13 protein-coding genes are annotated in these 18,713 nt (G+C 57.2%); 5 read left to right on the top strand and 8 right to left on the bottom strand.

The annotated features are described in order from the left end of the window. The first annotated feature begins 40 nt into the window (after positions 1 to 40). The 5 genes from Clow_RS06995 (at position 41) to Clow_RS06975 (ending at position 7,941) form a co-directional block, all read left to right on the top strand. A complete protein-coding gene (locus tag Clow_RS06995) occupies positions 41 to 1,069 on the top strand; it encodes an ornithine cyclodeaminase (protein WP_055178080.1) in 1,029 nt (342 codons plus the stop codon). 98 nt (positions 1,070 to 1,167) lie between these two features. Continuing rightward, entirely contained in the window at positions 1,168 to 4,614 is a 3,447-nt protein-coding gene (locus Clow_RS06990; protein ID WP_055178079.1) for a bifunctional proline dehydrogenase/L-glutamate gamma-semialdehyde dehydrogenase, read from the top strand. A 43-nt stretch (positions 4,615 to 4,657) separates the two neighbouring features. Continuing rightward, complete coding sequence (locus tag Clow_RS06985) at positions 4,658 to 5,209, top strand: PepSY domain-containing protein (RefSeq protein WP_055178078.1); 552 nt, start codon at positions 4,658 to 4,660, stop codon at positions 5,207 to 5,209. 497 nt (positions 5,210 to 5,706) lie between these two features. Continuing rightward, positions 5,707 to 6,564: a hypothetical protein gene (locus Clow_RS06980; RefSeq protein ID WP_156334739.1), complete on the top strand. Its 858-nt coding sequence runs from the start codon at positions 5,707 to 5,709 to the stop codon at positions 6,562 to 6,564. A 21-nt stretch (positions 6,565 to 6,585) separates the two neighbouring features. Beyond that, the gene (locus Clow_RS06975; RefSeq protein ID WP_055178076.1) at positions 6,586 to 7,941 is read left to right on the top strand and encodes an AI-2E family transporter; all 1,356 of its coding nucleotides are present in this window, start codon (positions 6,586 to 6,588) and stop codon (positions 7,939 to 7,941) included. 677 nt (positions 7,942 to 8,618) lie between these two features. On the opposite strand, the gene Clow_RS06970 is transcribed toward Clow_RS06975, so the two are convergent. The 8 genes from Clow_RS06970 to Clow_RS06940 form a co-directional block, all read right to left on the bottom strand. After that, positions 8,619 to 11,639 carry a VaFE repeat-containing surface-anchored protein gene (locus Clow_RS06970; RefSeq protein ID WP_156334737.1) on the bottom strand — a complete coding sequence of 1,007 codons (3,021 nt, stop codon included), beginning with the start codon at positions 11,637 to 11,639 and terminating at the stop codon, positions 8,619 to 8,621. Between the two features lie 323 nt (positions 11,640 to 11,962). Then, positions 11,963 to 12,871: a sulfite exporter TauE/SafE family protein gene (locus Clow_RS11435; protein WP_082418585.1), complete on the bottom strand. Its 909-nt coding sequence runs from the start codon at positions 12,869 to 12,871 to the stop codon at positions 11,963 to 11,965. Beyond that, positions 12,871 to 13,545 (bottom strand): sirohydrochlorin chelatase, encoded by a 675-nt coding sequence (locus Clow_RS11430; protein WP_082418584.1) that lies wholly within the window; start codon positions 13,543 to 13,545, stop codon positions 12,871 to 12,873. The genes Clow_RS11435 and Clow_RS11430 overlap by 1 nt, the downstream gene beginning before the upstream one ends. A gap of 10 nt (positions 13,546 to 13,555) precedes the next feature. Beyond that, positions 13,556 to 14,839, bottom strand: coding sequence for a sulfate adenylyltransferase subunit 1 (locus tag Clow_RS06960; protein ID WP_055178073.1), 1,284 nt, complete (start codon positions 14,837 to 14,839; stop codon positions 13,556 to 13,558). Continuing rightward, the gene (gene cysD / locus Clow_RS06955; RefSeq protein WP_245625725.1) at positions 14,839 to 15,732 is read right to left on the bottom strand and encodes a sulfate adenylyltransferase subunit CysD; all 894 of its coding nucleotides are present in this window, start codon (positions 15,730 to 15,732) and stop codon (positions 14,839 to 14,841) included. Before cysD ends, Clow_RS06960 begins: the two co-directional genes overlap by 1 nt. Further along, positions 15,729 to 16,523 carry a phosphoadenylyl-sulfate reductase gene (locus Clow_RS06950; RefSeq protein ID WP_055178071.1) on the bottom strand — a complete coding sequence of 265 codons (795 nt, stop codon included), beginning with the start codon at positions 16,521 to 16,523 and terminating at the stop codon, positions 15,729 to 15,731. The genes cysD and Clow_RS06950 overlap by 4 nt, the downstream gene beginning before the upstream one ends. Continuing rightward, positions 16,520 to 16,783, bottom strand: coding sequence for a hypothetical protein (locus Clow_RS06945; RefSeq protein ID WP_055178070.1), 264 nt, complete (start codon positions 16,781 to 16,783; stop codon positions 16,520 to 16,522). The genes Clow_RS06950 and Clow_RS06945 overlap by 4 nt, the downstream gene beginning before the upstream one ends. Further along, the gene (locus tag Clow_RS06940; protein WP_055178069.1) at positions 16,780 to 18,462 is read right to left on the bottom strand and encodes a nitrite/sulfite reductase; all 1,683 of its coding nucleotides are present in this window, start codon (positions 18,460 to 18,462) and stop codon (positions 16,780 to 16,782) included. The genes Clow_RS06945 and Clow_RS06940 overlap by 4 nt, the downstream gene beginning before the upstream one ends. Positions 18,463 to 18,713 lie beyond the last annotated feature (251 nt).

The following is an 18,713-nucleotide window of genomic DNA, read 5'->3' as shown; positions in this document are numbered from 1 at the left end:
ATCTTCAATCAGCTCAATCAGATAAGGAGCACTGTTTTCTATGACCGGTTTCGTCGATGTCAAGTCCATGACCCAGTGGATTCAGCGCGAGGGTGTGGAAAAGATCATCAGCGGAATGATGGACTACTTGGAGCGCGATTACGAGCGCTGGCAGCGTTTTGACAAGATCCCCCGCGTGGCCAGCCACACCCCCCTCGGTGTCATCGAGCTCATGCCCACCTCCGATGGCGAGGAGTACGCCTTCAAGTACGTCAATGGGCACCCTTCCAACCCGGCGCGCGGATTCCAGACGGTGGCCGCCTTCGGCATGCTCGCGGACGTCGATAATGGTTACCCCACCTTCCTCGCGGAGATGACCCTGCTCACGGCCCTGCGCACCGCCGCTACCTCCGGCATGGTGGCCCGCCACCTGGCCCGCAAGGATTCCACGGTGATGGGCATGATCGGTGCGGGCAGCCAATCCGAGTTCCAGGCCCTCGGCATGCGTGCAGCCCTGGGGATCGAGGACATTCGCATCTATGACATTGACCCGGCTGCCGTGGATAAGTTCGTGCGCAACGTCGAGCCGCTGGGCTTCCGCGTGCACCGGGCGGCATCGGTAGCCGACGCCGTGGCGGGCGCCGATGTGATTACCACCTGCACCGCCGATAAAGCTCAGAATACGATCCTGAGCACCGAACACGTAGCCCCCGGAGTGCACCTCAACGCCGTGGGTGGGGATTGCCCCGGTAAGACGGAACTGGAGGCCGCGATTTTGGATAAGGCCGATGTGTTCGTGGAGTTCCCGGAGCAAACCCGCATTGAGGGCGAGATTCAGCAGATGCCAGCGGACTTCCCGGTAATCGAGATGTGGGAGGTCATCGCCGGTAAGCGTGAGGGCCGCACCTCTGCTGAGCAGATCACGCTCTTTGATTCCGTGGGCTTTGCCATCAATGACTTTGCCGCCCTGCGCTACCTGCGTGATTCCGTGGCCGGTTCCGATCTTGAGACCCACCTTGATCTGGTGGCCGATCCCGATGATCCCAAGGATCTATTCTCCTTGATTCCCACCTTTGCACCACTGCTCTAAACGCGCGCTGCAACGAGTATCTACCGCGTAGCGGCACCCCGCCCCGTTTCCAGGGGCGGCCATTACCCCCTCCCTTAACTCAGAGAAAGAATCACCCGATGAATACTTCTTCCCTCATCCCCACCAATTCCGGCGACGTTGAGGCCGTGGTACCCCAGGCTCTGCGTCTGGCCGAGGAATGGCTGAATCAAACCGACTCCGAATCTTCCCGCAAAGAGACCCGCGCCACCGAGCAACTAGCTGACATGGTGCGCGATCCCGAGGGTGTGCGCTTCACGATGGAGTTCGTGGATCGCGTGGCCCGCCCGGAGGATAATAAGGTGGCGGCGGCCAGTCTACGCAGCCTGGGTGAAATTCCGAGCTTCCTCGGCCCAGTGAATAAGGCGATGATGGGTCTGGGGGCCGTCGCCAGCTATGCCCTACCCGGTGTCGTGATGCTGGTGGCCCGCGCGCGCATGCGGCAGCTGGTGGGCCACCTGGTGCTCGATGCCGAGGGCGATGCCCTCAATAAGTTATTGGATAAAGCTGCAGCCCAGGGCACGCAGCTTAACCTCAATCTGCTAGGTGAAGCCGTGCTAGGCGAAAAGGAAGCCAAGGCTCGCGCCGAGCGCACCCGTCAGCTCATCCGCAACCCGCGCGTAACCTATGTGTCGGTGAAAGCATCGAGCCTGTGCGCGCAGTTGAACCACTGGGATTTTGAGGGTTCGGTAGTGCGCCTCAAGGATCGCCTGCGCCCGCTCTACCAAGAAGCCCAGGCCCGCAGCAGCAAAGTATTCATTAACCTGGACATGGAGGAATACCACGATCTGCACCTGACTATCCGGCTGTTCACCGAGCTCATCAGTGAGTCGGAATTCAAGGATCTCGAAGCTGGCATCGTGCTCCAGGCCTACCTGCCGGATACCCTGGCGGCCCTAGAAGAACTCACCGAGTTTGCTTTAAAGCGCCGCTCCGAAGGCGGCGCTCCGATCAAGGTGCGGCTGGTCAAGGGCGCAAACCTCTCGATGGAGCGAGTGGCAGCCGAAAGCCACGGCTGGAAGCAAGCCCCTTACCGCACCAAGGACGAGGTAGACGCGAACTACCTGCGCCTACTGGATTACGTTTTGCAGCCGGAGTACGCCGATGCCATCCGCATCGGCGTGGCCAGCCACAACCTCTACACACTGGCCTTGGCCTGGGAGCTGGCCGCTGCACGCGGGGTGGAGCGCCAGTTGGACGCGGAGATGCTGCAAGGCATGGCACCTGCTCAGTCTCGCGCGGTGCGCAAGGTCTTTGGCGATCTCATTCTGTACACCCCCGTTGTACACGCGGAAGACTTCGACGTAGCTATTAGCTACCTGGTGCGCCGCCTGGAGGAAAATAGCGAGAAGCAGAACTTCCTCTATTCTCTCTTCGCCCCCGAGGTGGAGGGCCCGGATCACCTCACCCCGATGGGTTCCCAAGAGGAACGCTTCCGCCGCGCGGTGGCGGAGCGGTGGAGCACCTTCGCCGGAGAGCGCCGCATTCAGAATCGCCTGGAAGAAAGTGGTGCACAGGCCCCCAAGATCGGACGCTTCATCAACGAACCGGATACCGACGCCGCCTTAGCGCCCAACCGCCTCTGGGCCTTGGAAGCCCTGGAACGCGGTGCTACCCCCATTGAGGCCGGGGAGATCACCGACCCCGCCCAGGTGGATACAGCCGTGGCGCGTGCCACCGGGCTGGCCGAGCCCTGGGGTAGTCTACCGGGCGCGCAACGCGCCGAGGTGCTGTACCGCATTGCTGATGAGCTTGCCGACGCCCGCGGTGAACTTCTAGCCACCATGAGCCACGAGGCACGCAAGACCATCGACCAGTGCGACCCAGAAATCTCCGAGGCCATCGACTTCGCTTCCTTCTACGGCCATAGCGCCGCCGCTCTAGATGATTACGCCGGGGTATTTACCCCGCACAAGGTCACCGTGGTGGTGCCCCCGTGGAACTTCCCCGTGGCGATCCCGGTAGGGGGCATGCTCTCCGCCCTGGCGGCAGGCTCGGCTGTGATTATCAAGCCCGCCCCACAGGTGGTGCGCTGCTCTGAGGTGGCGGTGTCCGCTATTCGGCGCGGTCTGGAAGCCGCCGGCCAGGACCCCGACCTCGTGCAGTTGCTGCGCACCGATGAGGGCGCAGCGGGCAAGGCCCTGATTAGCCACGAGCAGGTGGATCAGGTGATTTTGACGGGTGCCTCTGATACCGCCGCGCTTTTCCGCTCCTGGAACCCGCGTATGGCGATCTCCGCGGAGACCTCCGGCAAGAACGCCATCATCGTCACCCCGTCTGCGGACCCCGACCTCGCGGTGGCCGACCTCTATCAGTCCGCCTTCAAGCACTCCGGGCAGAAGTGCTCGGCAGCTTCTCTGGTGATCCTGGTGGGCCCGCAGGGGCGCTCCCAGCGCTTCCTAAATCAGCTTATCGACGCCGTGGAAACCCTTCAGGTGGGCCCCGGCACCGAGGTTTCCACCACCATGAACGGACTCATCGAGCCGCCGAGCGAGAAGCTGCTGCGCGGTCTGACCCAATTGGAGCCGGGGGAGAACTGGCTGGTCAAGCCCAAGAAGCTCGATGAGGAGGGGCTGCTGTGGTCCCCTGGTATCCGCGATAACGTCAAGCCCGGTTCCTGGTACCACACCCACGAGTGCTTCGGCCCCGTGCTGGGAATCATGCACGCGGAAACCCTGGCAGAGGCCGTGGAGTGGCAAAACTCCACCGGCTTTGGACTCACCGGCGGTATTCATTCTCTGGACGATAACGAGATCGCCTACTGGTTGGAGCACGTGGAGGTGGGTAACGCCTATGTCAACCGCGGTATCACTGGCGCCATCGTGCAACGCCAGCCCTTCGGCGGTTGGAAGAACTCGGTGGTGGGACCCGGCGCGAAGGCCGGTGGGCCCAACTACGTGGCTCAGTTTGGTACCTGGGCGGATGGTCCGCTGCTCGCCCGCAACGTGACCGTCTCCCCCGCCGTAGTGGCCCTGCTCAATCAGTTCGACGATGATCTCTCCGAATCTGATCGCGCCTGGCTGTGGCGCGCAGCTGAGCTCGATGCCGTGGCCTGGCGCGAGGAGTTTGGTGTGCAGCACGATCCCACGGGGCTGGTATCGGAGGCCAATATCTTCCGCTACCGCCGCCTCCTAGAGCCGCTGCGCCTGCGTGTGGGGGCTGGCTATGAGCTACGCGACGTCGTACGTCTGCTTCTGGCCTCCGCTGTCACGGGGGTGGCTCTGGACATCTCCACCACCAGTGAGCTGGCCCCTGAGTTGCGTCGCGCTGGCGCTGAGGTTCGTGTGGCCAGCGACGAAGCCTACGCGCGCGGAATCACGCAGGCTTCCTCCGCAAGGGTGCGCACCCTGGGCAAGGTAGACCAGGAGCTCTACGTCGCGGCCGCGAAATCTCAGTCCGTGGTGCTAGATAAACCCGTGGTAGCCGATGGCCGCCGCGAATTACTGCCCTTCCTCTTGGAACAAGCAGTATCGGTGACCATGCACCGCTTTGGTATTCCCACGCAGGTAGGACACATCGAGCGCTAAGGTAGGCTGGGGCTTCTTGAATCCCTATACCGTGAGGAGCCCCATGAACCGCCGTCTGGCCCTGATCCCTGTCGCCTGCGCCGCTCTGGCGCTGAGTGCATGCAGCAGCGAGGATGAAAACCCGATTACCACGGAGTTTGTGACCATCACCGAGGAGGCACCGGCCCCCTCTACTGCTGCCGATGATGACAAGGACGACCCCGCTGAGGCGATTGTGGCGACCGACGGTGCTCTCGCCGCCATCCAGGACGCGCTGACCACCTATCCCGATGGGATCATTACCGAGCTGGATCGTGAAGGTGATTCTTACGAGATTGACCTCATCTCCGGGGAGGATCACCTCAATCTCCGCGTAGATGCTCGCGGCAAGGTCACCGAAGAGGGTCGGGATAATGACGACGATGACGACCACACCCAGGCGGCCGCTGCCACCGTGACTGCCGTCCAGGCTGCCCAGGAGGCTCTGAATCAGCAGCCCGAGGGAGTGATCGACAGCCTCTCCTTAGATGAGGAGGATGGTAACCTGGTGTGGGAGATCGACCTCGACGATGCCGAGGGCAATGACCTTGCTGAGCTAAAGATTCCCGCAGTATAAGAGGGGATCGCTTGCGGCCTGCTGTCTTTCATGACGGCAGGCCTGTTGTGTTTTTAGGAAGTGGCACGGCGATCATGAGCAATCCCCAACAAAATGACATAAGTCGCATAACCTTCCCCGGCTGAATCACTTCCCTTAACCTTACCTTGCCCAGATAGGGTTATCGGAATCACAGGAAGGTTTATTTCACATGCAGCACACTAGAAGAAGGTTTGTTGCCGCCCTCGGCTCCGCTGCCGTAACGCTGGGAGCCACCATCGCGGTTCCCGGCACCGCCACAGCACTCTCCAGCAATTGCCATGCATGGCTTGTCAATGGCGTTGGCAGTACACATGCAGAAGGCCTCTGCTACTCGCTTGGAAGGGACGACTCTCGATCTTGAGGCAGGCTCGGACTATCACTCCGGATGATTCACCGATATCGGCGCCCACCACTCAACCCATAAGTGGTCCTTCAACCCTCACTACCCCGCCAATGGTTGGCCACGTTCCGCCCGCGTGGATCTCGGCCCAGTCACACCCACACGTCCCACGGATTACCCTCGTGCTACCAGCGGCCACGGCGCGGAATGCTTCCCTCAACACACCGGGGAACGTATCGAACTCCCTGTATGCGATCACGCCCCGCTAGGACTCATAGGACTAGCCGATTCTCCCCGCGCCGCGGAACTCATCAACCACGCCGGGGAGGAATACATGACCTCCGGCAGTGGCAGTCTCGTATTCTTCCGCTCCGCCACTGGAACCTTTGAAGGTGGCACCGTGATACCAGGCCTCACGGCCATCCCCCTCTTAGATAACGAACTCACTCCCAATATCGTGCTAGGTATCGACTCCCCCGAGGCACGCAAACTAGGTTTGGTGCCATCCGCCCTCAGTAGAGTAATCATCCCCGAGTTCTCCTCCTTCTCCCCAGAGCAACAACGCGAGTTCAAAGCAGTGCTCATCGGGCAAGCCAGCTATAGCCACCTTTATCAGGCGGAGGGGCCACAAATGCAGGCTCTCCGTACGGAGCACATGCTACATCCGCTTACCGCCAGCACCATCGCACTCATCGCCCTCACCGCCCTGGTCATGCTGCATCGCCAGCAGCAACGCCCGCTGCGTCGCGTGTTGACGGACTCCAGCGCCAGCCGCTATTCCCTGCTTGCGCTCCTATTCCCCACACTCGGCCCGTGGTTTCTAGCCCTGATCACGGGATCCTTAGTAGGGGTCTTGGCTACACAAGACATGTCCTTCCTTAACAATCCTGGCAGGATTTTCTCCTTCGGATTGTGGTGGGCTGCACCTATAGCTGCGGCAGTGGGAGGAGGCTTTATCGCCAGCGTAGGCGCCCTCGTATCAAAAAAAGAGTAATTGCCGTAGCCTAATGAAACTATGAGCAAAAATAACAAACACAGGCCCGTGGGAGCTGACGACGCCGCCCGCGTCTCACCTCCCACGCGGCCCGATGAGGAAGCCACCCAACGGCTCACCAAGGATTTTCCCGCTGCGGTGGAATCACTGGCAGAAAAACCAGTCTCAGATGAAAACCCCTCCGAGGAAATAGAGCGCACCATCACTGATCGCTCCGTTATTTTAGGCCAGGATGGGCGCTGGCTATCCGGATGGGCTCTACGCTTCATCATCCTCGTGGTAGCGGGCGCTATCCTGTGGAAAGGCCTGGGCATGATCTGGGTGGGGCTTTTCCCCGTTCTTCTAGCTCTCATCATCTGCACCGTCTTGTGGCCTCCTGTCTCCTTCCTTCGGAAATACAAAGTTCCTCCAGCGCTGGCCACCATCATCACCATGCTGGGCTCCATTGCCGTAGTGGCCGGAGTCTTTGCCGCCATAGCCCCTTCCGTAGCCAAACAAATACCCGAACTTGTTAATCGCGCTACCGAGGGAATTAATCATCTGCAAAACTGGGTTCAGGGGCCACCCTTGAATATAGAACTAGGAGAATTCGATGGGATGATACAGGAAATCACCTCCATGCTCCAATCTCAGGGATCGCAAATCGCCTCAGGCGTATTCTCTGGAATTTCCTCTGCAACTTCCGGGGCCGTCACCGTGGTGGTAGCACTCGTACTCACCTTCTTCTTCCTCAAAGACGGCACGCGATTTTTACCCATGATGCGTCAATACACCGGCGGCAACGTTGGCTGGCATCTCACCGAGATCCTTTCCCGATCATGGAACACCCTGGCCGGCTTCATCCGCGCTCAAGCATTGGTTTCCTTCGTCGATGCCTTATTCATCGGCCTCGGCCTTGTGATCCTCCAAGTCCCCTTGGCCCTTGCCCTAGCAATCATCACCTTTTTTGCTGGCTTCATTCCCATCATCGGTGCTTTCACCGCTGGTGCCCTCGCCGTCATCATTGCATTAGTGTCCAATGGCCTTACCAACGCAATATTGGTTCTGGTACTCATCATCGCTGTACAGCAACTTGAGGGGAATATCTTGCAACCCATCATTCAATCTAAGGCCATGAATCTCCACGCTGCCATCGTGCTGCTTTCTGTCACGGTGGGCTCCGCGCTCTTCGGCATCATTGGTGCATTCCTCGCCGTACCCGTGGCTGCGGTATTCGCGGTGTGGGTCCGCTACCATTCCGAGATGGTCGCTCTACGAGCCAGAGAAATTACTATCGACGATATACAGATTGCCACAGCTCAAGGTGGCACCATCACCGCCTCAGAAGGATTCCATGCCGTACGCAAGCACCTAGGAAGAATTACCAGGAAGGATTAAATCTTCTCCACAACAAAGTGCATGGCACCGAAAAGGGTAGGGGAATTTTGGATAAATTAAGCGACTTCAAATAAAAGCTGGAGCGTTAGTAAAACACTCCTACCCCAGGAAAACATGTAAATTAAGCCTCACCCAATTGCAGGCAATACGGTAAGCATGGAGTAAGATTTACCACCCAGCAACAGGGAGGCCTATAATATTCCCTACCATCGCCAGCCCTGGCGAATCCAACCTTTCAGAGAGCACGCATCAAGGTTGCTCTATCTTCCTAAGATGCCAAACAGAACCTATACCTGTACACACACTACAGGTTGCCTGCCGCCTCCACATCCCAGCCAGAACTTCCCATAACAAAGATGGCCGTCGCTCTCAAGCTGCACTATTGATCAAGATCTACAGCAGCCCCTGGCCAGATCGACAATTCACCGATCGACGCAGTGATTTCATTCCTCTTACAGGAGCTATAACGCTTCTTTAGCATCTTGCCATTCCCCTCTCACACAGAAGACACTCGCAGTACTTCTAGCGCTCTCCAGCACAAGGACTCAGATCCACATCAGCATAAACAAGCTGCATGTCCGGTCAAGATTTCCCGCCCTAAGACACAAAAGAAAGGCACTCCATTACGGAGTGCCTTTCTCAATCATCGACGATGGTGTTAAGACACCATGCGCTCGTTAAATGTGGGCGGGGAGGGACTCATCCCACACTAACGAACCGGAAGGAATCGCCTTAATCGAACGACGCGGAGTCTTAGGCGCTACCGGAGTACCCACATCCGGCTCACCCTCAATAACCTCCACGGAATTACGCTCCCGCTTCTTATCCAGCACAGTCTTCGAAACAGAATCCTTCGACTCAGACTTTGCCTTCGGAGACTCCGGCTTGGGCTGCTCAGCGGGCTTGCCCGGCTCGGGCTTACCCGCGGGCTTCGGCTTCACCGACTCACCCGGCTTCGGAGTCACCGCATGAGCAGGATCATCATTCGACACAACCTTCTCACCCGGCTTGTGCTCCACACCATCCTCATCAACCCACGGAATCTCCTTACCAGACTCATCCACCGGAACGCCCTCAGCCTTAGCAACATCCTTATGCTTCACATCCGACTCCGGCAAAACCAACTCACCAGTAAACGTCTCAGACGCACCCACCTTCAAAAGATCAATCTTCTCCGGCGCAATACCAGTGACATCACCAACACCCTCAACCGTCTCATCCGAAAGCACCACATCCTTGAGATCCACGTTCCCAGTGTTCTTCACCACAAACGTCACCTCAGCCTTCTCACCCGGCTCCAACTCCTCAGCAGCATCCCACTCCTGAGAATCATTACCATTGATGTACTTCTTCAACTCCAACTTCGGAGTCTTAGGAGCCTCCGGCTCCGGAGTCTCCAGCTCAACCTTCTCAGGCGTAGGCTCCGGCGTTGAAGAAATCGCAGAGGTAGGACTCGGAACAGGTTTCGGCTCGGTATCGGTGGGCTCCTCAGAAGACTCATCCGAAGGAGTCTGTGGCTTCACAGGGTTCTCCTCAGCAGTAGCAGTGGCTTCCGATGGCTTCTCGTTCTTGGTTTCCTTGGATTCAACCGTCTGGTCTTCGTCCTCGATGTCATGGTGCACCGCCACAACAGCCTCACGAGTCACCGACTTCGGCAACTCCACAATGCCACCATGAGCAGGCTCACCATCAAGAACCTCATCAGAAGCCCTCTGCGCCAACGCATCCTCATCCTTCGAAGACAACGTCTCAAACGCCACAGCAGCAGCAACAGGCTCAGTCACACCATCATCAACCTTGATCGGAACAACCTGCTCACCAGAAGCAGACTCCGGCGTAAAGGTCACAGAACCCTCACCCACCACAGTCTTACCATCAGCCTTATCCACCAACTGAGCATCCAACGTGTACTGCTTACCCGGCACCAAATCCTTATAAGAAACAGTGTCATTCACAGTCACACCAGGCTTCACAGCCTCCGCATCACCATCAAACTCAGCCACCGTCTCCAAAGACGGCTCCAAGCTCTCCGGAGTCGTGGCATGAGCCTGATCCTCATCAGACTTCACCGGCTCCTCAGGCTCATTGACCACAGGATTACCCTGCTCATCCTTCTGCGGCTGACCCTTGTCATCAACCGGGGTATACGCCGTGGGCTCACCCTCGTCATCAACCGGGACACCAGCAACATCAGCCTTATCCGCATGCAACTTACCCGCAGCCGGAGCCTTCAGATCGCCCACAAAGACCATCTTCTCGCCCGACTTCAACAGCTTCTGCTTCTCAGCATCCACCGCACGAATATTGCTCACCTGCGGAGTCTCATCATCCACACCAGCCTCAGTGCCATCAACAGCATTCTTAAACGCCTCCTTGATAGCAGCATCCGACAACTGCAGATCCTTCAGATCCAACGCACCGGTGTTCTCCACCACGAACGCAACCGTCAAATCCTCATCAGCCTTGCCAGCCTTATGCGCCTGCTCAACCGTCTGAGAATCATTCAACGCCTCAGCCTCAGCCACCGACAACGAATCAGCATTCTCCGCCTTCGCACCGATGTACTTCTTCAGCTTCACATCCGCAGTCTTGACCGGCTCCGACGTGACCGTCTGAGCATCATCATTGGGATCCTTGTGATCAGCAATCACCTCACCAGAAGGCTTCGAACCATCCGTCAACTTCTCCGCACGGTTCTCCTGCGCCTCAGCATCCTGAGACGTCAACGTCTCAAACGCCACAGCAGACTCCACAGGCGCCTTCACATCATCATTCACCACAATCGGAACAACGACTTCACCATCACCAGACTCAGAAGCAGTGAACTCCACAGAACCAGTGCCCACCACCGTCTTACCGTCAGCCTTATCAACCAACTCCGCAGACAGCTTATACTTCTTACCCGGCACCAAATCCTTATACGTCACAGTGTCATTCACCGTGGCACCAGCAACCACACGCTTAGCACCATCAGCAAAATCAGCCGACGTACCAATCACAGGACTCTTCGGAGCAGGACGCTCCGTAGTCACCGAGGTAGTAGGAGTATCCGAAGTAGGTACTTCAGTCTTCGGCTCCTCCGGCTTGGGCTCCACGGCCACACCAGGCTGGTCAATCGGAATCATCCGTTGTCCATTGCCCTTTCCACCTTCAGGACCAACATAGACAATATACGAGCCCTTCTTGGCCCGATAATCTATATCCGCTACCTTCCGCACACCCTGGCCATTGTTTCTGGCTTCAAAACCCGTAAGTTTAGTAAATTCCTCAGGAGTGGGGCGGCCACGATGAGAATTCGACGCTTTCACGCCTTCAACAATTACGTTAGAAGCGTACTGAGCAGGAGTTAAACCGCTTTCCGTCCTTCTCGTCGTATCACCAAGCAACGCCTGCACATAAATATTGTACGTCGCAGCTTTATCATATTCCCCATTGTTATATGCATCAACAAGGGATTTAACCATAAACATCGCCGCATCTACGCGCTCCGGCTCGATGTCTAACTTCTTCGCATTTTCTTTTCTATAAACAGCGCGCCAATCCTGGGTCGGCAAAGGAAGCCCCAGGTCAATACACCAACCAAAGCCAGCATTACTATTAGGGTTACCAGCCTCACTCCTGGCGGCACCGCCGCCATAAATAAGGTTACCCTTTTCCGCACCACCGCTGTCGAGGATGTCATACCCCTGACATCCCACTCATCAGTTCGGGGTGTATAACTTGCAGACTCTTCCGCATACGCATGTGACTGCGGCACGATCACAGAACCAACAATGGCAACCATGAAGGCAAAAAGGAAAACGCTAATCTTCCTCATTGACCCAAATATGCCACGGGTATTTTTATGATCAAACAAGAGCTCCACCTCCAAACTCTAGCCCATTTCGGGGGTATCGAAACATCTTCTTTCCTATCTTAGGCACACTGATACCACTGACGTGGGCATTTTAGCACAAAATCTACGCCACACCACCCGCAGGGGACGCCCACCTCTCCAACACCCCAGTTGGCCTACTCAAACCTAAGCAGCACAAGAAGCCTGTACATCCGAGGAGCCACGTGAACGCAGGATTTGTTTCTGCATGCGCATCCACCCCATCAACGACGCCCCTATACCAGCAGCAAGGGTGATCGCCTGGAGTAACCATACAGTTTCCCCACCCATACCAAATACTTGTGCCACTACCCCTACATTGAGAAGGACCAAGAGAGTGCCCACTGCTGCACCTAAAATAACAGTATTCATGCGGTTTACGAGCCATGCAGCAATAGGTGCCGCAATTACACCCCCCACCAGCAAAGCAAATACTAGCACGAAGTGTGCCGCCAAATCCTCCCATAAGCCAAGAACAAACCCCAACACAGCCGCTGCCGTCACCAGAAATTCAGCAGTATTCACTGTGCCCACTACTCGGCGCGGTTCCGTGCGCCCTAAAGTGAGCAATGTCGAAGTAGTCACTGGCCCCCAACCGCCACCACCGGTAGCGTCAATAAAGCCCCCGAAGAAGCCTAATCCTCCCAAAAAGCCTGGATGGTGCGGCCTACTGCCAAATTTCTGAGGAGCAAAACGGCTAAAGCGCCACAGCAAGTTCATCCCAATAACTAACAGAATGGCAGCAGTAATGGGGCGTGCCGCTTCCGTAGAAATCCGCGCCAGGACCGTCGCACCGAGGAAGGACCCTACGGCACCTGGCCCCCCAAGAAAAAGCACCACCTTCCAATCCACATTGCCAAACTTCCAGTGGCTAATTCCCGAGGCCAGAGTAGTGCCCAGTTCCGCGGTATGAACCACCGCACTAGCTTGAGCTGGCCCAATCCCAGCCAAGGCAATAAGGAAAGTGGTGGAGGTAGCACCAAATCCCATGCCAAGGCCCCCATCAACTAGTTGAGCAGCAAAACCTCCCAAACATACCAAAATCAAAGTACGCATCAGCCAGATCTCCTTGCGTGTTCATATCTGCGGGCGACAACCTCCGCAAGGCGAGACCCCAAAGGAAGAGAGTAAGAAAAGGCGCACCCAGAGTTCATAGCCAGGTCAAAGAGCAATCCCGGAGCCACAAAGAGGGGAAGAAGATGTACCCGAGAATATTTTTGAGTGATTTTTTGTAGCGCCTCCAGCCCTCCCCTAGTTGCAAAGAGTGTGGTCACTGAATATCCAGCGCGTTTCGCCACCGTGACCCCAAGTGCTCGCATTCTCTCATTAGCCACCTGATCAGAAGAACCCACTGCCCATAACACCACGTGGATCGGAGAATCCGTATCTTCTTTGATTACCTGGACTAAGAGAGAAGCAATCTCATCACCCAGCCCCAGCGGGGGCGCCAGCATAAGCTGCACCCCCAAATCAGAAGCATCATGAAGAGCACGAGGAGCATCATGGCGGGCATGATAGGCGTCGGTAAAAAGCAAGGGAACCACAATGGCATGTCGATGTCCCTGGCGAGCAAGTTCAGTAACCACATCGCGTAGAACAGGGCGCTGAAGTTCAAGATATGCGGATACCGCAGTCTCACCTAAACACGATCCTGCTGCTGCCGTAAGATTATCTATCACCGCAGCAGTTCCCTCATGGCGTGATCCATGCGCCAAAGTGATGAGCGTCATGATTTATCCCCTATATTTCTCCGCGCGATCCCACAAGACCAGCGGCTAACGTATCGCCCGTGGAGGCGTCGATAAGCAAGAAAGAACCCACTGCGCCTCGTGCGGCATAGTCTTCTATCGGCAGAGATCTCGCCAATTCAATATTGACTACTGCTATGTCATTAAGCCGTACTCGATCAATATCAGAAATAAGAGCACCACTATCAATATCCACTACCCCGGTGATGCCCGTAATACGAGCTTTTTCCAGCGCTGTACCATAGCGCAGTTTGAATAGCGCTCCGGGGCGAAGCTCCGCCTCAGAAAGCCCCACCACCGTGGCAGAGAAAGAGCGTCGATCCTCTGGGCGCTCTTCCGATGCTAATAGATCGCCTCGCACAAGGTCGATCTCATCAACCAGACGCAGCACCACAGACTGCCCAGCACGAGCATGGTCCACAGAGCCATCGGCAGTATCAATATTGCTTATCCGGGTTAGCCTCCCACCGGGGGTGGAGATAATATCTCCCACTGCCACCCTGCCTGCTTCCACACGCCCCGCATATCCGCGGTAATCTTGGGAATGCTCGCGGATCACGTGCTGCACGGGAAAGCGCAGCGGTAATTCTTGAGCTCGCCCTCCAGCAACCGGAATGGATTCCAGCACCTCTAGCACTGTGGGGCCGGTGTACCAGTCCATCTGCGTGGAAGGCTCCACCACGTTATCTCCGCGCAATGCAGAAATCGGCACCATCTGAATATCCGAGATGCCTAATTGCTGCGCCACCCCCAAACATTCTGCCTCGATAGCGCGGAATATTTCTTCTGAATAATCCACCAGGTCAATCTTGTTCACTGCCAACACCGCATGTCGGATTCCCAGTAACCCAGCCACGGTGAGATGACGCCGAGTTTGCTCCACCACGCCATGCCGCGCATCTACCAAGAGCACCACCGCCTGCGAGGTACTCATACCAGTGACGGTATTGCGAGTGTACTGCACATGGCCAGGAGTATCGGCCAGAATGAAGGTACGCTTTCCGGTGGCAAAGTAGCGATAGGCGACGTCGATAGTAATGCCCTGCTCCCGCTCAGCCCGCAGACCATCGACGAGCAAGGAAAAATCTAGACCGTCAAAACCACGATCAGCTGAGGTCCGTTCCACGGCTGCGAGTTGATCGGCAAGAACCGATTGTGTGTCATGCAGCAAGCGGCCCACGAAGGTGGATTTCCCATCGTCCACGGAACCTGCGGTGCAAAGGCGTAGCGTCTCGCGTTGAGAGAGTGCGTTGCGAGCAGTGGTCACGGTTGGCATCAGAAGTACCCTTCCTTCTTGCGGTCTTCCATCGCGGATTCACTGAGGCGATCATCGGCGCGGGTGGCCCCGCGTTCCGTCAGCGTGGAAGTGCTGATCTCTGCAATCACCTCGTCAATGCTGCTCGCCGTGGATTCCACGGCCCCAGTACAGCTCATATCTCCCACGGTGCGGTACCGCACCTGACGTTTCTCTATCTCCTCCCCCTCGCGGGGGCCACCCCATTCACCGGGGGTAAGCCACATGCCATCGCGGAGAAAGACCTCGCGCTCATGGGAAAAGTAGATGGGAGGCAACGCAATATCGCGGGCTCCGATGTATTCCCATACGTCGCTTTCCGTCCAATTAGAGATGGGGAAAACGCGGATATTTTCTCCGGGAAGGTGGGCGCCGTTATACAACGACCATAATTCCGGGCGCTGGCGGCGTGGATCCCAGCCGCCAAAGGAATCACGCACAGAAAACACACGCTCCTTGGCACGAGCACGTTCCTCATCGCGGCGGGCACCACCCAACACGGCGTCGTACCCCTGCTGCGCGATGGTCTCCACCAACGGAACGGTTTGGAGGGGGTTACGGGTACCATCGGGGCGCTCGCGCAGGTCTCCGCGGTCAATCCAGTCCTGTACCTTGGCCACCCTCAGACGTGCTCCGGTGCGGGCCACCAGATCATCGCGGAAAGCCAGAACCTCCGGGAAATTATGCCCCGTATCCACATGGAGGAGTTCAAAGGGCACCACGGAGGGCGCAAAGGCGCGGCGGGCTAGCTCAAAAACCACCACGGAATCCTTACCCCCGGAAAAGAGCAGGGCCGCTTTATCAAACTGCCCGGCTACCTCCCGCAGGATATGGATGGATTCATCTTCAAGGTCACGTAAATGTGGAGAGATCATGAGTGCAACCCGCATTCTGTCTTGGTGGAATTTGCCCAACGTCCGGCGCGCGGGTCTTGGCCCTCAGTTACCGGCAAGGTGCAGGTGGCGCAGCCAATGGAGGGATAGCCCTGGTGGGTTAGAGGGTTCTCAATGAGGTTATTGGCCTCGATGAACTCCTGAGTTTCCTCCAGGGTCCAGGTAATAATCGGAGAAATCTTGAGCCGCCCAGTACTGTCCAGGGAAAGGGCCGGGGCCTGCGCCCGCGTGGGGCCATCAGCTCGGCGCAAACCGGTCACCCACCCCACATAAGGGGAAAGGGCATGCGCTAACGGCTCAACCTTGCGCATCCGGCAGCAGGCCGTGGGGTGGGAGCGATAAAGGTTCTTTCCATACGTGGCATCCTGTTGCTCCCGGCTAAGGACCGGACGCACCCGCACCAAGCGCTGTTCATAACGCTTATCGACGTCCTCCGCTACCGCCAGGGTTTCCTTAAAGTGATAGCCGGTATCGAGAAAGAGAAAATCCGCCGTGGGAAGATGGCGGGAACTAAGTTCCGCCAGCACGGTATTTTCCATCGAGAGCGTCACGGCAATGGAACCGGGAGCGTGCTCTTGAGTCCACTCAAAGATGGTGCTGGCACTGGCTTGATACAGCTCATCGGCCCAGCGCTCTACCAATTCCTCATTGCGCCGGGCCGCCTTCTTAGACAAGGCAGCGGTGCTGCGCGGGCCCTCCGGGGAGATCTCGGGGTCACGAATCTCTTGAGCAGTGGAGCCAGTAGCGCCAAGCAGGTTGATGCGGGTGCTCATCGTGCCTCCTCATGATTATTGCTGTTCTTGTTTTGGGCGCGTTCCAACGATCGCCGCAATGCCTGGGCCGTGGATAGAGCCGGAGCCGGGCGGTTCGGGGGATCATCCTGGCCGTGGTACTTCACTTCAAAAATGCGGGTGCAATCTGCGCATAACCAAGCAAAATCCGTGTGCTCATCGGGAAAAAGTTGTTCCCCCGCGCAGTAGGGGCAATATAAGGGGTGGTTGCGATTGGGATTGGGGGTGCGCCGCAGGCTCATTGCAGGGCCTCCTCTTCGGCGCGGGCCACCCAGTGCCGGAACTGCTCGCCTTCCTCTCGTTGTTCTTTGAACTTGCTCACCACACGCACCACGTAATCGCCTACTTCGTCGGCTAGTACCTTGTGGCCTTTGAGCTTGCGGCCAAAGTTCGGGTCCAAGCTCATGGAACCACCAAGGTGCACCTGGAAACCCTCCACGCGGTTGCCCTCGGCATCCGTCACTGTCTGGCCTTTGAGCCCAATATCCGATACCTGCGTGCGGGCACAGGAATTAGGGCAGCCATTCAACGAGATCTTCAGGGGAACATCGAGGTCGCCCAAGCGTTCCTCCAGTTCATCGACGAGAGCAATCGCCCGCGCCTTGGTGGTCACGTGGGCGAGCTTGCAGAACTCCAAGCCGGTGCAAGAAATGATGCCACGGCGGAACTCGCTGGGGTGGGAATACAATCCCACCGCATCAAGGGCATCTGCCAGATCTTTAAGGCTCTCCCTCGGTACGTCAAGGAAGAGCAGTTCCTTATCCACGGTGGTACGAATCCGCTCAATGCCAAAACGCTCCGCCACCTCAGCCACGGCAATGAGCTGTTCCCCCGTGGTATGCCCCACGGTGGGTTTGACACCCAGATAAAAAAGCCCGTCTTTTTGCGGGTGAATACCGATGTGATCGCGGTTTCCAGGGTTGGTAGTGACCTCGGGGCCGTCGATAAGCCGATACCCGAGGTACTCCTGCTCTAGCACCTCGCGGAACTTCTCAATCCCCCATTTTGCTACCAGAAACTTCAACCTGGCGCGGTTGCGCAGGCGGCGGAAGCCATAATCACGGAAGATCCGCGCCACCCCGGCCCATACCTGAGGAACCTCCTCCAGGGGAATCCACACTCCCAGGGGCTGCGCCAGCATTGGATTAGTAGAAAGGCCGCCACCCACAAAGCACTCAAAACCGGGGCCATGCTCCGGGTGAATAGAAGCCACAAAGGAAATATCTTGGATCTCGTGGGTCACGTCCTGGCGGGCATGCCCGGAAATGGCGGTTTTAAACTTTCGCGGCAGATTAGTGAACTCATCGCCGCTCACGTACTTTTCTACGATCTCTTCAATGGCGGGTGTGGCATCAATAACCTCCTCCGCCGCCACCCCGGCCACCGGGGAACCCAAGATCACGCGCGGCACGTCCCCACAGCCCATGAGGGTAGAAAGACCCACAGCCTCTAGCTTTTCCCAGATGATCGGCACATCTTCAATGCGAATCCAGTGGAGCTGGATATTTTGCCTATCGGTAAAGTCCGCTGTGCCACGGGCATAGTCCCGAGAAATCTCCCCCACCACACGCAGCTTCTCCGGGCTGGCCTGGCCCCCATCAAAGCGCACCCGCATCATAAAGTACTTATCCTGCAACTCGGAATTATCCAGTTGCCCGGTGTGCTCCCCACCTAGATCCTGGCGGCGCTGAGTATAAATACCCAGCCACTTAAAGCGCGGCGCAATATCCTCCGGCGCAATGGAATCAAACCCCTTCTTGGAATACACGTCAATAACGCGCTGGCGGACAGCAAAAGCCTCCTCTTCTTGCTTGATGCGTTCGTCATCATTGAGGGGTGTGCGGCCATCAATCTTCCACTGCCCCTCAGGCTTGGGGGCACGGCGTGGACGGGCCGGGCGGGTGGTGGTAGTCGGTGCCATGTGCGTGGCTCCTTCGGAGAAAAGGGAAACTCTAAAAACAGTGCGGGATCACCGTATGCTTGCCACATTTTGTGGCGCGTGCCATACACCATACACATACAGACTTGTCTATAAAATATATCCAGCTTGGTCTTAGGATTTCTCCAACACAGATCCGGCGCTCACCAGGACAAGCTCCACCGAGCATGTGTGAATATAAATCGAATCACAGCCAAAACAGACAGGGCTGTCCGCTCCGACCAATCCCCCCC

The organism is Corynebacterium lowii, from assembly GCF_001412085.1.
In the GTDB taxonomy this organism is placed as follows: domain Bacteria; phylum Actinomycetota; class Actinomycetes; order Mycobacteriales; family Mycobacteriaceae; genus Corynebacterium; species Corynebacterium lowii.
Note: the sequence above shows the minus strand (reverse complement) of the source record. Positions and strands in the feature narration are given on the sequence as shown.

Bases quoted from the DNA above. Each gene is read 5' to 3' on its own strand.
- Clow_RS06995 (WP_055178080.1), top strand. From the start codon at position 41: ATGACCGGTTTCGTCGATGTCAAGTCCATGACCCAGTGGATTCAGCGC.
- Clow_RS06990 (WP_055178079.1), top strand. From the start codon at position 1,168: ATGAATACTTCTTCCCTCATCCCCACCAATTCCGGCGACGTTGAGGCC.
- Clow_RS06985 (WP_055178078.1), top strand. From the start codon at position 4,658: ATGAACCGCCGTCTGGCCCTGATCCCTGTCGCCTGCGCCGCTCTGGCG.
- Clow_RS06975 (WP_055178076.1), top strand. From the start codon at position 6,586: ATGAGCAAAAATAACAAACACAGGCCCGTGGGAGCTGACGACGCCGCC.
- Clow_RS11435 (WP_082418585.1), bottom strand. From the start codon at position 12,871: ATGCGTACTTTGATTTTGGTATGTTTGGGAGGTTTTGCTGCTCAACTA.
- Clow_RS11430 (WP_082418584.1), bottom strand. From the start codon at position 13,545: ATGACGCTCATCACTTTGGCGCATGGATCACGCCATGAGGGAACTGCT.
- Clow_RS06960 (WP_055178073.1), bottom strand. From the start codon at position 14,839: ATGCCAACCGTGACCACTGCTCGCAACGCACTCTCTCAACGCGAGACG.
- cysD (WP_245625725.1), bottom strand. From the start codon at position 15,732: ATGATCTCTCCACATTTACGTGACCTTGAAGATGAATCCATCCATATC.
- Clow_RS06950 (WP_055178071.1), bottom strand. From the start codon at position 16,523: ATGAGCACCCGCATCAACCTGCTTGGCGCTACTGGCTCCACTGCTCAA.
- Clow_RS06945 (WP_055178070.1), bottom strand. From the start codon at position 16,783: ATGAGCCTGCGGCGCACCCCCAATCCCAATCGCAACCACCCCTTATAT.
- Clow_RS06940 (WP_055178069.1), bottom strand. From the start codon at position 18,462: ATGGCACCGACTACCACCACCCGCCCGGCCCGTCCACGCCGTGCCCCC.